Genomic DNA, 14,616 nt, shown 5'->3' on the forward strand with positions numbered 1-14,616 from the left:
TTTCTATATTTCCATCGATTAGCTTCTCTGATTATTTATTATTTTTTCGTGGTTAACCCCTTGATGAAATGTGGAATTAAGGTTTCTTCATGCAGTCAATATCGGGTTGTTAAATTTTCATGAGGATGGTAATAATTATCATTACCGTCGGTGTAGACACCTAAAAATCCTGCTAAAAGACAGTGCGAATGTCGGAGCTTTCTATTCATGCAATACAATTATCAAGATTATCTGCAACTTAAAGAGCAGCATCCAAAAAAATACGCGCGTGAACTGGCCCAGTTGATAAATATCAGTGAAGCGGAGCTCTCTTACCTGCGTGTGGGCCACGAAGCCCGTCGGCTGACCGATGAGCCGCGTCAGATTCTGGCGGCGCTCGAAAATGTGGGGGAGACAAAATCCATCACGCGTAACGAATATGCCGTGCATGAGCAGATCGGGTTTTACCGTAACCAACGTATCGGCGAACACGTGGGGCTGGTGCTCAATCCGCGTGGTCTGGATTTGCGTGTCTTCCCCGAGCAGTGGGCCAGCGTGTTTTTCTTTATCGAGCAAACCGTGCGCGGCGAGCGCCAAAGTATTCAGTTCTTTGATCGTCAGGGTGACGCCGTCTTAAAGGTCTATGGCACGGAGCACACCGACTGGGCGACATGGCAGGAAACGGTCGAACGTTTCACCGCTTCCGACAATGCGCCGTTGGCGCTCACGCCCTATGCCGCGCCCGCGGCTGACGTCGTTGTCGATGCCGCGCGATTGGAACAAGAGTGGCGTGATATGCAAGACGTGCACGAATTTTTCCCTTTGTTGAAACGGCACAATTTGACGCGTCAGCAGGCTTTCCGCCATGTGAGCGACGACTTGGCCTGTCTGGTGGACAACCAGGCGCTATCTGCGTTGCTGAATGCAGCGCATCAGGATGGCAACGAAATCATGATCTTTGTCGGCAATCGAGGGTGCGTTCAGATCTTTACCGGCGCGATCGAGAAAGTGGTGCCGATGGAACACTGGATCAACGTGTTCAACAAGGCGTTCACGCTGCATTTGCAGGGCAACACCATTGCGGAAAGCTGGGTAACGCGTAAGCCCACGCGCGACGGTATTGTCACCAGTCTGGAACTGTTTGCCGCCGATGGCACGCAGATTGCGCAGCTGTTTGGTCAGCGCACGGAAGGCGCACCGGAACAGACGCAGTGGCGTCAGCAAGTATCTGCGTTGGTGACACCGGGAGCCGCCGCATGAAGAAAATCTTTTTGCTGCTGGCGCTGTGCCTGCCGTTTTCGCTACAGGCGGCGACGCGGCTGGTGACGATCGGCGGCGACGTCACGCAAATCGTTTTCGCCCTGCAGGCGGGCGGCGACGTCATCGCGCGCGACAGCACCAGCCTGCATCCCCAAGAAGCGCTGGCGCTGCCGGATGTCGGCTACATGCGACAGCTGAATGCGGAAGGTGTATTGGCGATGACGCCGACGTTGGTGCTCGCCAGCGAGCTATCCCAGCCTTCCGCGGCGATGGAGCAGATTGCGAAAAGCGGCGTGAAGGTCGTGAACGTACCCGCTGGACAGGACGTCGCGGGCATCGCCGCCAAGATCTCGGTCATCGCTCAGGCGCTGGGTAAGGAGAAAGAAGGGCAGGCCCTGGTGCGGCAGGTCAATCAGCAACTCGCCGAGCTGCCGACGAAACCGCTGCCCGTCAAAGTGCTGTTTATTCTGAGCCATAGCGGCATGTCAGCGATGGGAGCCGGGCAAAATACGGCGGCGGACGCCGCTATCCGTGCCGCCGGACTGCAAAATGCAATGCAGGGTTTCAACCGTTATCAGCGATTGTCTCAGGAAGGCGTCGTCGCCAGCCAGCCGGACTGGGTGGTCATCAGCCAGCAGGGCGTAAAAACCCTCGGCGGCGAAAATAACATCTGGCAGTTGCCCGGTCTGGCGCTGACGCCGGCGGGTCAACATAAACGTCTGCTGGTCGTCGACGACATGGCGATGTTGGGATTCGATCTGGATACGCCAGCGGCGCTGTTGCGCTTGCGTAACGCGGTGGAAGTGCAGCCGTGAGGCTCAATCCATCGATGACGCTGCTGCTCATGGCGGTGTCCGTAGTGCTGTTAATGGTGATCGCCGCCAACCATGGCGCAATGCCGATTACGTTATCGCAACTGCTGGCGTCGTCGTCGGAGAGCCTGCCGTGGCAGGTCTGGTTGAACATCCGTCTGCCGCGCGTGCTGCTGGCGGTGCTGGTCGGCATTGCATTGGCGCTCTCCGGCGCGGCGATGCAAGGACTCTTCCGCAATCCGCTGGCGGAGCCGGGCCTGCTGGGCGTCAGCAGCGGGGCTGCGATGGGGGTCGCCCTGTCGGTGGTGTTTCCCATCGCATTGCCTGCGATGGTGGCGCTCTACTGGCCGATGCTGGCGGCGTTTGTGGGCAGCGCCGTGATTATGGTCCTGCTGTTCGCGCTGAGCGCCTCCGCCAGCAGCAGTTCGCTTTCTCGTCTGCTGCTGGCAGGGATTGCCATCAACGCCCTGTGTAGCGCGGCGACCGGCGTGCTGTCCTGGATCAGCAATGACCAGCAGCTGCGCCAGCTGTCTCTGTGGGGGATGGGCAGTTTGGGGCAGGCCCAGTGGTCGATGGTCATAATCGTCGCGTCGCTGGTGCTGCCCTGCGCCGGATATTTGCAGCGGCTGGCCCGGCGTCTCAACCTGCTCCAGCTGGGCGACGAAGAAGCGCACTATCTGGGTGTCGATGTCCGCAAGACACGGCGTCAGATGGTGATCTTAAGCGCCATTCTGGTGGGTTCAGCCGTGGCGGTCAGCGGCATTATCAGCTTTGTGGGTCTGGTGATGCCCCATCTTATTCGTATCACGCTGGGCGCGGATCATCGCTGGATGTTGCCCGGTTCGGCGCTGGGCGGCGCGCTCCTGCTGCTGCTGGCCGATACGCTGGCGCGAACGATGGTGGCCCCGGCGGAAATGCCGGTGGGGCTGCTGACCAGTCTGGTGGGCGGCCCGTGGTTTTTATGGCTGATTCTGAGGCATAAACATGGCTGAGATGCGGGAGCTGTGCCTGAGCGCTCACCACGTCAACTACCGGACGGGAGGCCGACAGCTGCTGACCGACGTGTCGCTGACGTTGACGCCGGGCGAATTGACGACCGTTATCGGCCCTAACGGCGCCGGTAAGTCGACGTTGCTGCGCTTGCTGACGGGCTTTTATTCTCCACACGGTGGAGAGTGTAGGCTCAACGGCCGCCCGCTGGCGGAATGGACGCCAAACGTACTCGCCCGTCAGCGGGCGGTCATGCGTCAGGACAGCGTATTACAGGCTCAATTTCGGGTGGAAGACGTTATCGCGATGGGACGTTCGCCCTGGCCAACCGATGCGAATGAGCGCGTATTGGACGAGGTGATGGCGTTGACCGACTGCGAGACGCTGCGCGGTCGGCTTTATCCTCAGCTGTCCGGCGGCGAACAGCAGCGGGTGCGGTTAGCGCGCTCGCTGGCCCAGCTGTGGCGGCCTGACGGCATTGCCGGGTGGCTGTTTCTGGATGAACCGACGTCGGCGCTGGATTTGTATCACCAACAGCAGCTGCTTCGGCTGCTAAAAACGCTGACCTCGACGGGAAAGCTGGCGGTGTGCTGCGTATTACACGATCTGAATCTGGCCTCGTTATGGTCGGATAAGGTTGTGCTGTTGCATGACGGCAGGATCATGGCGGAAGGCGCGCCGGAGCAGGTGATTACCCAACCGGCGATCACGCGTTGGTATCAAGCCGATGTCGTTGTCAGCCCGCACCGTGAAACCGCGGCGCCTCAGGTTTCGCTGCGGCGTTGAATCGGGAAGGGAATATCGTTTGATGGATTGTCGGACGCGATGTCGGCCAAGGCAGAAACGCTGAGCTGACCGCGCCGTTATAACTACAAAAATAATGAATAAATACTGCGAAGCAATGCATGAGCAAGAATATAACGATTTTAACATTTGAGGTTTCAGTATGTTCTTGCATACAAAAGAAAAACATCTCTCAGGTTTGATCCGGATTATCCTGACGGGCGTCTTGACCAGCACCACCTTTAGTGCGCTGGCCGCGCTGTCTGATAACGACGATAAAACGCAGACAGCCAAGAAAGCGCAGACCACATCTGCCACCCAGGCTGCGACGGCTTCCGCCGCCAAGCCGCAGGACGACAATCCGGGCGAGCAGATGACGGTGATTTCCGCGCCCATCGACACCAAGGCCGGGAGTCGCGTCACGTTAGACGCCAGTGAATTACAGAAAAAAGGCGGCAATGATTTCGGCTCCATCATGCGCTATCAGCCGTTGGTCAGCGCTACCAGCTCCAGCGCGGGTTCCAATAACGGCAAAAGCGGATTCGATCGCTCCGGTTACACCGGCTATAACATCCGTGGTCTCGAAAGCAACCGCGTCGCCATCGACGTGGACGGCATTCCATTGCCCAATGCGACCGCGCGCAGCTATGCCGGACGTGCCGGGTTAAATACGTTCGGAATTGGCCGTGACTACATCGACCCATACATGTACGGTTTGGTGACCATCGATCAGGGGGCGACGAGCGTTGAACGCGCCAATAACGCCATTGGCGGCGCGGTCTCCTTCCGCCCTAAATCGCCGGATCAATACCTGTCTCCGTCAAAACACACCTATTTCGGCTATCAGAGCGACTATGACTCGTCCAACCGCAGCTGGCACAACGGCATCACGGCGGCAGGCGGCGATGAGACGCTGCGGGGTATCGTGGTGATCAGCCGTCGCGACGGTCAGGAAACCCAGAACAATAGCGGCGTCTTGTCCGCGTATCCGATGAACTGGCACTCCACCTCCGTGATGACCTCGGGGATCTGGCAGGCGGACGATCAAAACCGTTTCACTGGCACGCTGGAGTACTACACCAAGACATCCCATTCGAACTACGACTCCTGGGATACCTCGGGGAGTTCGATTTTAGGCAACGCGCAGCAGGATAGCGATACCCGCCGCTGGAGCAGCAGCCTGCGTCATAACTGGACGGCGTCCTCCGTGGATTCGTGGATTGACGCTATCGACTCGCGCATCTATTACCAGAACACCAAAACCCAAGACGAAACCTACATGCCGCTGACCGCCCGCAGCATGTATACGGTCAATTCGGACTACAACGTCGATACCTACGGCGCTGAAACCACCATGATGAAAACGTGGGGTATGCATCAGTTCAGCTGGGGCTTTAACGTTCAGCAGTCCGATACCCAGCGTCCGTTTAGCCAGGATCCGGCGCAAACCACGTACTACGCCATCATGCAGCCGGAAGCCGACAGCCGCACGGATACGCTCGGCGGCTTCGTTCAGGATCGCATGGAGATGGATGTTGCTGGCAAAACGCTGTCGATCACGCCCGGAGTGCGCGTCGCGTACCAACGGACCAAACCGCAGAATCTGAGCAGTCTGACCGAAAACAGCACGGCCATCACGACGGAAGATGTCGAGAAGCTCTACGGCACCAACAGCGACACGCAGGTCTTGCCGTCGTTGAGCCTTGAGTATGCGCTGACGCCGCGTCTGACCAGCTACGTCCAGTACAAGCGCGGCGCACAGTTCCCAGATGCCAGCCAGCTGTACGGATCGTGGGGACTGGGTTCTTCCTATGCGGGAGCGTCGCAGTATGCGCTGATCGGCAACAACGAGCTGGAAACGGAGACCAGCAATAACTATGAGCTGGGGTTAAAAGGGGAAATGACCGAAGGGGTGACCTTCCGCTCAGCGCTGTTCTACAACACCTACAAGAACTTTATCGCTTACACGCGCTATACGCGGGCGAATAACCCGGACAAGTTCACCAACGTACCGTCGAATATCGGCATTGCTTACCAGTCAGAAAACCGCGACAAGGCGTTTATCTACGGCGCGGAGTTCAGCAGCAAAGTGCAGTGGGGAACCTGGTTCGACGCGCTTCAGGGGCTGAGTACCACACTGGCGGTCGGCTATAGCGAAGGGCAGTCCAAGTCCAGCTATTCCGGCGACAAGTATGTCGACCTCGATAGCGTCGCGCCGATGAAAGCGGTAGTCGGACTGGGCTGGGATGCGCCGGATAACCTCTATGGGGCGGCGTTGACGGCGACGTTCCAGAAAGGCAAACAGGCGACGGCGACCAACCGTGAAACCTACACCAACACGGGCACGACCATTACTGATTCCACTACCGAGTATATGCGCGTTCCCGGCTATGGTCTGGTGGATCTGACGGCCTATTGGCGTGTGACGCCGACGGTTAAACTCAGCGGCGGCGTTTATAACCTGACCGATCGCAAGTACTGGGATTATCTGAGCAGCCGTCAGCTCACCAGTTCTAACAATCAGGATGCCTATGACCAGCAGCTGGCAGTGATGCCGGGCAGAACGTTCCAACTGGGCGTCAACGTGGACTTCTGATCCACATTGAGTGCTTCTGGCTTCTGTCGCTATCCGCAGACATTGGTCGAAACTTGGTCCTAACCCCCGGCGAAAGCCGGGGGTTTTCTTTTCATGCCATCGACGCCCGTGACGAGAGTGAACGTCGATGAAGCCGGTGAGGCAGAGGGTCAATGTCAACGCGGTGAAATAAAAAGGAGCCGCTGACGGCTCCTAAACGTGAGGTGGGTCTGTGTATCAGCGGAACGGCGGTTCGTCGAACGTACGGAGCTTGCGGGAGTGCAGTTGATCGACCTCCGAACGCAGCAGGTCGACCGCGCAGATGCCAATTTGCAGATGCTCGGAAATCGCGCCTTCATAAAAACGGTTGGCCTGTCCGGGCAGCTTGATCTCGCCGTGCAGCGGTTTGTCGGAGACGCAGAGCAGGGTGCCGTAAGGCACGCGGAAGCGGTAACCCTGTGCGGCGATCGTTGCGCTTTCCATATCTACCGCGACGGCGCGGCTCAGGTTGAAGCGCCGGGCTGAAACGGAATAGCGCAGCTCCCAGTTACGGTCGTCCGTCGTGACGACGGTGCCGGTACGCAGGCGTTGTTTCACCTTCTCGCCGGGCATGCCGCTGACGGTCTTGGTGGCGTCGTAGAGCGCCCGCTGTACTTCGGCGATGCTGGGAATTGGAATGTCCGGCGGAAGAACGGAGTCGAGCACGTGGTCATCGCGCAGATAGGCGTGAGCCAGCACGTAATCACCGATGGACTGACTTTCGCGCAGACCGCCGCAGTGGCCGATCATCAGCCATGCATGGGGACGCAGGACGGCGAGATGATCGCAGATGGTTTTCGCGTTGGAAGGACCGACGCCGATATTCACCAGCGTAATCCCGCGTCCCTGCCGAGAAAGCAGGTGGTATGCGGGCATCTGGTGATTTTTCCAGGCCAGATCGGAGCCCGCCTGCTCGGGATGGCGCGTTTCCGCCGTGGTGTAGCTGCCGCCGGCGCAGGAGAGCGCGTAGTAAGGGCTGTTCTCATCCGCAATCTGTTCGCAGGACCAACGTACAAACTCGTCCACATAACGGGTGTAGTTGGTGAACAAGACGAAAGGCTGGAAGTGCTCGACCGGCGTGCCGGTGTAGTGTCTGAGACGGGCCAGCGAAAAATCGGTTCTCAGCGCATCGAAGTGAGAGAGCGGAAAGTTTTCTTTGGATTGATGAAACAGGCCGTCTGCCGTTTCATCGCCGATCTGCGCCAGTTCGGTCGTCGGGAAATACTGCGCCAGCCCGGCGCTCATCGAGCGGTTCAGCCCCAAATTCGCGCCGTCGATAACGTAGGGATAGGGAATTTCCTGCTGTGAAGGCACGACTTCGATCACGGCGGCGTATTCGTTTTCCAGAATCTCAAGCTGTTCAGACAGATAGCCGCGAAACAGGGCGGGGCGGGTGATGGTGGTGCTGTAACAGCCGCCGTGGGTCAATCGGCCATACGCGCGGGTTTTGTTCTCAGAAGGAGAGCGTCCATCCCAACTGACACGCAGCTCGGGATAAACAAAAAGACCGTTGGCGCGCGCCGTGGCGTCCGGCAGCGTGCCTTCATCGATAAACGCGCTAATGGCGGAGCGCAGCGAGGCGACCGCTGCGTCATACAGGGCTTCCAGTTTGTCGAGCGCTTCGGTGGCCGTGAGGCCGGCAGCGGATGCTTTACTCATCTTTTCTCCTTGGTTTGCCGGGCGCAACGGCGTCCGGCGAAATACGGTGCTGTCATCGTAACGGCAGGTCACGCGGCGCTATGTCATAAACTATGCTAATCATGATGTAGTGAGTCTACACGAGGATCGGCGTCTCTTGTATGCGCACCCGGCTCATGGCCTTGATTCAGGGCGCCGTCACAGCGAAATGGCGAGCCATAAGCGTGAGTTGGTACACAACCACGGTGCGATTTAGTAGGATGTGCCCGCATGAACGCCCTCAGGCGATTCATGTTTTCAGGAAAACCTATGCCTTATAAATCTTTTGCTTCGTTCACACCGCGCGGATTGCGTCGTCTCTTAGGGAAAAACAATCCTTCTGCACCGGGAAAAACCATGATTGGTTTCCTGGTAGTGAGTTTCATCGTGTTAGCCACGACCAACGGGTGGAACTTCTGGCAGTCCTACCATCGGCAGGTCCTGGAGGTTGAGCAGGATGTCATCAATCTCTCGGTGATTTTGTCGCGTCAGGCGGAAGATACCTTTGTGCCGATAGAGCTGGCCATTATCGACACGATGCGTGAGATTCACGGCGATATTAATTCGCTGAGTGCCGAAAAGATCACCGCCGTGCTTGAATCTCATCGCGTGCTGCTTCCGCAAATCGTCGGACTGTATCTGTTCGACGATAAAGGCAACCTGATTGCCTCGACCGGGCAGGGCTCTCGCTATGTGTATAACGCGTCCAAGCGCAGCTACTTCATCTGGAACAAGAGCAATACCAGCGAGGACCTGTTCATCGGTCAGCCGCGCATCAGCGTGATCTCGGGGAAATCCGTGATTCCAGTATCGAAGCGCATCAACGGCAAAAACAACGAGTTTAAAGGCATTTTCCTGGCCTCGGTCGATCCTAACTATTTCGGGCGTTTTTACAGCTATTTCAGCCTGAATTACGACTCGATTCTGTCTTTGCTAAATGTCGACGGTTCCCCGCTGTACGTTTATCCGAATGAACAAAAAACGCTGATCGAGAAATACTCCACCGGCGCGTTGGCGGATAAAGCGCTGAAAAGCAGCTCTGTCGGCGTCGGATCCTGGCATACGCCGTTTGATGGTCAGACGCGTGTTGTGGGTTACGTAAAGCTCAAACGATATCCGCTGATCGCGGCTGCCAGCGTGAATAAAAATGAGCTGCAACTGCGCTGGATGGCGGATAATATCGCCGCGATAGCCGTTAACTTTTTGGTCCTGATTTCGCTGGTGTTGCTGGGAACCTTTGTTCTCAAACAGATCCGTATCACGGTGCGTAACAAAGAGATGCTTTCCATGATGCACCGGGAAGTGGAAGACCAGAATCAGGTGCTGCAAGAGCTGGCGCTGGTCGATCCGCTGACTCAGCTGGCGAATCGTCGCCGGTTCGATCTCTATCTGGAACAGTGTCTGACGACGGCGGGCGTCGAGGGCGGCGACGTGGCGCTCGCGATGATCGACGTCGACTTTTTCAAACGTTATAACGACACCTATGGTCACATCGAAGGCGACCGCTGCCTGGCTGAAATCGGGCTAATCCTTCGTTCGCTCCCGCTCCCGGCAGGCGCTCAACCCGCCCGGTACGGTGGGGAAGAGTTTTCGATTATTTTGCCGGGGCTTTCCGGCAGGCAGGCGGAGCTGGTAGGCAACGAGATGGTTGAAGCGATGAGGACGCGCGCTATCAAACATCAGGGGTCTCAGCTGCCGCAGAAAATTGTTACGGTCAGTGTCGGTGTTTATTCCTACACGTCTAAACATCCCTGCGATGCCCAGCGTTTGAAAGAGGGGGCGGATCAGGCCCTGTATCTGGCGAAGAAAAAAGGGCGTAATCAATGTATTCGGCTTTAGCGTTATTCAACCTATAAAAGTAATTTTGTGCGAAATATAGGCGACGCAATCGTTATCACTGAATAAAGTATTATTTTAGTTAGGTGATAATTCCCAGGCTCTCTATTTGGTGCGGCAAATATTTCGTCGCACTTTTTCATTATCCTTTTTCTTTTTCCCATTCGATGATGCGCACACCCAGTTTTGACTTTGCTGGTTTATTATCCTGCTGCTAGTGTTATTGCTAGACGTATAATCCACGAATTTACATTTTGGCGTGATAAGTCTTTTTGTTTTAAAGGCTTGTTAAAGATTTAAACCACCTAGTCGATAGCCCCAAAGAATACTGATAATAACCAAGGATTTTTAAATGTACGAACGAATTAAGATTCGAAGCGGCTTATATGCCGTTATCGCTATATTTTTTATATTATTATCTGCGCTGTGCGGATTTAGTTTGTTTTCTTCTATCCAGAGCAATAGTTCAATTCAAAAAGTGGATACCATTCAGGGCGACCAGGTCATTCCACTGTCTTCTACCTACACCGATTTATTGAGTGCCCGACTCTTGTCGATGAATATCGCCTCATCTATCGAGAAAAAAGATAATACCGAGACCGTCGCGCCTAATTTGAAAAAACTGGGTACGTATGTCGACAAAGCCAAGTTGACGATGACTGACCTGCGTAAAACGCGTGCGTTGACCCCTCAGGGCCGACAGCTGCGTGCGGAACTGGATGCGGCATTCGATGACTATGTGTCTACCGCTATCGACCCGATGGTGATTGCACTAAACCAAGGCAATGTCAGCCAGTTTTATGGCCAAATCGAACCGTTAGCCGCAGAGAAAGGTGAAGTCTTCAGACAGAAACTGATGAATTTCATCGACTTTGCACAAACCGTCGGCGACAGTGAAATCTCACGAGCGGAGAGCTTCTACAAAACCACCCTGACGATCCTTATCGCGGCGTTTGTGGTGGTGCTGTTGTTGAGTATCTGCTCGATTCAGTTTATTCGTACCGTCGTATTGTCGCCGGTTGAACGCGTTCGACACTATTTCGGCATGATGGAAGGCGGCTCGCTGGCGCTGGACATTCCGCCGCAGCACAACACTGAAATGGGTAAACTGCTTCAGTCTCTGAAGGACATGCAGGAAGCTTTCCGCCGAATCGTTGCCGATGTGCGTGACTCTTCGGCGGCCGTGGCCTCCGGCGCGCAGCAGATTTCTGCGGCTAACCGCGACTTCTCCTCCCGTACGGAAGAGCAGGCGGCATCGGTTGAAGAGACCGCTGCCAGCATGGAGCAATTGACGTCCTCGGTCCACGAAAACTCCGCTAACACCCAGCGCGCAATGGCGCTGACGGCGACTGTGGCTGAATTGGCGGAAAAGAATGCCAGCAACTTTGGCAAGCTCATCGCGCGGATCGACGGTATTGCGACCAGCTCGAATAAGATTAACGATATCATCTCGATCATGGATGGCATCTCATTCCAGACCAACATTCTGGCGCTGAACGCCGCTGTGGAAGCCGCGCGTGCCGGCGAAGCAGGCAAAGGCTTCGCCGTGGTGGCGGCTGAGGTACGGAATCTGGCGCAGCGCAGCGCGGGTTCGGCTCGTGAAATCAAAACGCTGATTGAAGAGACCTCTAACGAAGTGTCGATGGGTTCTAAAGTGGCGTCTGACTCGTCGGCCGATATGAATCTGCTGGTGGGTGAAATCAAAAAGGTTAACGAGTTCATGCAGGAAATTTCGCTGGCCTCTTCCGAGCAGGCGAAAGGCATCGAACAGGTGAATGTGGCGATTACTCAGTTGGAGCAGGTCGCGCAGCAAAATGCGGCGTTGGTGGAAGAGTCAGCCTCAGCCAGTGCGTCCCTGAACGACCAGGCGGTCAATCTGGACGAAACGATGGGATTCTTCAAACTGGATAATCACACGGCCGCGCTGGGACATCACCAGTAACGTCATAACGTTCTGCGCCGTAAGTCCCGCGTTGAATAACGTGGGAGCAAGGTTTGCGCTAGCGTGATCACAAAGCCCGCCGACATTGTCGGCGGGCTTTCTTGTTTTTCGGGGAGAACACATGTGCGCGACCTGTTCAGGCCGCGGGGACCTTGAAGTCAGAAGTGCTATGTACGGTGGTCAACGTCACGCCCAACAACACGAGCGTGGTTGCCGCTAAATGGTAGAGGTACAGCTGTTCCTGAAGGAACAGCGAGGACAGCAGAAACGCGTACACCGGCACCAGATACATGGACGTGCTGGCGCGCGCCGCGCCCAGCAAGCTCACAATACGCGAATAGACGCTGTAGGCGGCGATACCCGCCACCAGCGCCAGAAACAGAATGGCGTACAGTAGATGCGCTGAAAGAACCGGTGCTGCCTGCGTGATGCGCCATTCCAGCGGCAGAAAGGGCAGGAGAATGGCGGCGCTGCCCATGGCGATAATCCACAGCTGTACGAAAGCCGATACGGCAATGGGACGCTGGCGTAATAGCGCCGTGTATCCGGCCCAGGCGGTCGCCGCGATAAAGGCGATGATGTCGCCCTGATTGAATTTCAGCTGTAGCAGATGTGAAATATTCCCTTCGAATACCACCACGCAAATACCGAGGAAGGCGATGCTCGCGCCGATGAAGAAGTTGGAGTGCAGCGGGATGCGCCACACCACACGTTCAATGACGGAAACCATGATCGGAGAGAGTGAAAACAGCAGCGCGATATGGCCTGCGCTGGTGTGATGCGCCGCGGCATATTGCGGCGCGACGCTGAGCACGCCGCCCAACAGAACGAGCAACGCGATATCTTTTCCTTGTCGGCGGAGCGTCGGCGCAGCCCGGCGCAAAGGCGACAGAATAAAAGGAAAAATGGCCACAGCGGCGATGAGCCATCTTGCAAAAGCCAGCGTGAGCGGCGGGATTTCAGGGCTGATCCAGCGTGCGACCACCATGTTGCCGGAGAACAACAGCGGCGCGAGTAGGAAGAGCCCGGGAACAGCCAATAGCGATATTTTATTCATGTTCTTTCCCTCTTATCACCTGCGAGCATCAATCTGGACAGTGGGCGCGCTATTCCGTCGTGTCGATAAATCCGTGCCTGAAGGCAACCTTACTTACGGTTTGCCGCGCGGGCCTGAAGAGAGTCAGCCAGTGGATGAACTGGCGGCTTTTTTCAGTATAAAGAGGGTTGTCGCTAATTATTTCCTGCGTTTTTCTTTATTTATACGTTAATTCGGTAAATATTTATGGTGATAATGAAAATCTAAGCATAGCTATGCTGTAGTGGGGAATTGATGGCAAATAAAGATAAAGCGCTGGATATGACCGATAAGCGAATCTTATCGGCATTGCGACGTAATGGTCGCCTGACGGTGGCGGAATTGGCCGAAGAAGTCGGGCTTTCGTCGTCGCCCTGTTGGACGCGACTCAAACGTCTGGAATCGACCAAGGCGATTGAGGGCTATGTGGCGGTCATCAATGCCAAGGCGGTGGGGGCATCGGAAGTCTTCTTCATCGAGATCACGCTGGAGCATCATGACGATCGTATGCTGGAGCAGTTCGGTCAGGCGCTGATGGACATGCCCGAAGTGCTGGAGGCGCATTTGGTCACGGGTGATTATGACTATTTAGTGAAGATCGTGGTGGCCGATGCCGAGCACTACGAGCGGTTTCTGCGTCAGAAGCTCTACCGCGTTAAGGGTATCCGACATACTCGCTCGACGTTTGCATTGCGCACGCTGAAAAGAGAGATCTCCGTCGATCCTTTGTTATTACCCACGGCTACGTCGTAGTCGGTACGACAAAAAAAGGGCGGCCTCATGGCCGCCCGTCCCGGAGTGAGGCGAGAGAATCAGTTGAACAGCAATCCGCCGTCGATCAGCGGCGCTTGTCCGGTCATATAGTCGGAGTCAGGGCTGGCGAGGAAGGAGACAAATGCCGCCACATCTTCGGGCGTTTCCGCGCGACCCAGTGCAATGCCGTCGACATATTTCTTGTAGGTCGCGCCAATCGCCGCACCGGTTTCTTCGGCCATACGTTTGTCGATTTCGATCCACATGTCCGTGCCGACGACGCCGGGGCAATAGGCGTTGACGGTGATGCCGAAGCTGGCCAGCTCTTTAGCGGCGGCCTGTGTCAGCGCACGTACGCTGAATTTGGTCGCTGAATAGACGCCGAGCAGGGCAAACCCTTCATGACCGGCGATGGAGGAGGCGTTGATAATTTTCCCTTTTTGATTACGCGCCTTGAATTTCGTCGCTGCCGCCTGAATGCCCCACAGCGTGCCTTGCACGTTAATCTGGAAAATCTTCTCGACATCATCCTTGGTGACGCTGAGCAAATTTTTGGTCTGGCTGATACCAGCATTGTTGACGATGATGTCGAAGCCGTTCAGCTCTTTCTCTGCAAAATCAACGGCGGCGAACACCTCTTCACGCACGCTGATATCGGCCTTGTAAATGACGGCTTTACGGCCCAATGCGCGGATCTCTTCCGCGACGGATTTGATTTTGTCGTCTTTGACATCGACCAGTGCGATATCCGCACCGTCTTTTGCTAAACGCAGCGCGATCCCTCGGCCAATACCTTGTCCGGCGCCGGTCACCAGCGCGACTTTACCTGATAAAGACATAATCAACTCCTTCGAATGAAATAGTTTTATTACGCTAAGTTTAGCTGCATATCTCC

11 protein-coding genes are annotated in these 14,616 nt (G+C 55.9%); 8 read left to right on the plus strand and 3 right to left on the minus strand.

Going from position 1 to position 14,616, the window contains the following annotated elements:
* The first annotated feature begins 207 nt into the window (after window positions 1–207).
* The 5 genes from CKQ53_RS10965 (at window position 208) to CKQ53_RS10985 (ending at window position 6,420) form a co-directional block, all read left to right on the plus strand.
* The gene (locus CKQ53_RS10965) at window positions 208–1,239 is read left to right on the plus strand and encodes a hemin-degrading factor (protein WP_085652653.1); all 1,032 of its coding nucleotides are present in this window, start codon (window positions 208–210) and stop codon (window positions 1,237–1,239) included.
* Complete coding sequence (locus CKQ53_RS10970; RefSeq protein ID WP_094117702.1) at window positions 1,236–2,054, plus strand: heme/hemin ABC transporter substrate-binding protein; 819 nt, start codon at window positions 1,236–1,238, stop codon at window positions 2,052–2,054. Before CKQ53_RS10965 ends, CKQ53_RS10970 begins: the two co-directional genes overlap by 4 nt.
* A gap of 14 nt (window positions 2,055–2,068) precedes the next feature.
* Window positions 2,069–3,043 carry a FecCD family ABC transporter permease gene (locus CKQ53_RS10975; RefSeq protein WP_167444814.1) on the plus strand — a complete coding sequence of 325 codons (975 nt, stop codon included), beginning with the start codon at window positions 2,069–2,071 and terminating at the stop codon, window positions 3,041–3,043.
* Complete coding sequence (locus CKQ53_RS10980; RefSeq protein WP_094117703.1) at window positions 3,036–3,827, plus strand: heme ABC transporter ATP-binding protein; 792 nt, start codon at window positions 3,036–3,038, stop codon at window positions 3,825–3,827. The genes CKQ53_RS10975 and CKQ53_RS10980 overlap by 8 nt, the downstream gene beginning before the upstream one ends.
* Before the next feature lie 160 nt (window positions 3,828–3,987).
* A complete protein-coding gene (locus CKQ53_RS10985; RefSeq protein WP_094117704.1) occupies window positions 3,988–6,420 on the plus strand; it encodes a TonB-dependent receptor domain-containing protein in 2,433 nt (810 codons plus the stop codon).
* 216 nt (window positions 6,421–6,636) lie between these two features.
* On the opposite strand, the gene CKQ53_RS10990 is transcribed toward CKQ53_RS10985, so the two are convergent.
* Window positions 6,637–8,097 (minus strand): AMP nucleosidase, encoded by a 1,461-nt coding sequence (locus CKQ53_RS10990; protein WP_094117705.1) that lies wholly within the window; start codon window positions 8,095–8,097, stop codon window positions 6,637–6,639.
* A 288-nt stretch (window positions 8,098–8,385) separates the two neighbouring features.
* Between CKQ53_RS10990 and CKQ53_RS10995 the strand changes: the two genes are divergently transcribed.
* Window positions 8,386–9,954, plus strand: a complete 1,569-nt coding sequence (locus tag CKQ53_RS10995; protein ID WP_094117706.1) for a sensor domain-containing diguanylate cyclase — start codon at window positions 8,386–8,388, stop codon at window positions 9,952–9,954.
* 349 nt (window positions 9,955–10,303) lie between these two features.
* Window positions 10,304–11,893 (plus strand): methyl-accepting chemotaxis protein, encoded by a 1,590-nt coding sequence (locus CKQ53_RS11000; RefSeq protein ID WP_094117707.1) that lies wholly within the window; start codon window positions 10,304–10,306, stop codon window positions 11,891–11,893.
* A 136-nt stretch (window positions 11,894–12,029) separates the two neighbouring features.
* Here the strand turns inward: CKQ53_RS11000 and CKQ53_RS11005 are convergent, their stop codons facing one another.
* Window positions 12,030–12,950, minus strand: a complete 921-nt coding sequence (locus tag CKQ53_RS11005) for a DMT family transporter (RefSeq protein WP_094117708.1) — start codon at window positions 12,948–12,950, stop codon at window positions 12,030–12,032.
* A gap of 273 nt (window positions 12,951–13,223) precedes the next feature.
* Between CKQ53_RS11005 and CKQ53_RS11010 the strand changes: the two genes are divergently transcribed.
* Window positions 13,224–13,721, plus strand: a complete 498-nt coding sequence (locus CKQ53_RS11010; RefSeq protein ID WP_085651920.1) for an Lrp/AsnC family transcriptional regulator — start codon at window positions 13,224–13,226, stop codon at window positions 13,719–13,721.
* A gap of 59 nt (window positions 13,722–13,780) precedes the next feature.
* On the opposite strand, the gene CKQ53_RS11015 is transcribed toward CKQ53_RS11010, so the two are convergent.
* Window positions 13,781–14,560, minus strand: coding sequence for an acetoin reductase (locus CKQ53_RS11015; protein ID WP_085651919.1), 780 nt, complete (start codon window positions 14,558–14,560; stop codon window positions 13,781–13,783).
* Window positions 14,561–14,616: the final 56 nt, after the last annotated feature.

Source organism: Lonsdalea britannica, assembly GCF_003515985.1.
Classification (GTDB): domain Bacteria; phylum Pseudomonadota; class Gammaproteobacteria; order Enterobacterales; family Enterobacteriaceae; genus Lonsdalea; species Lonsdalea britannica.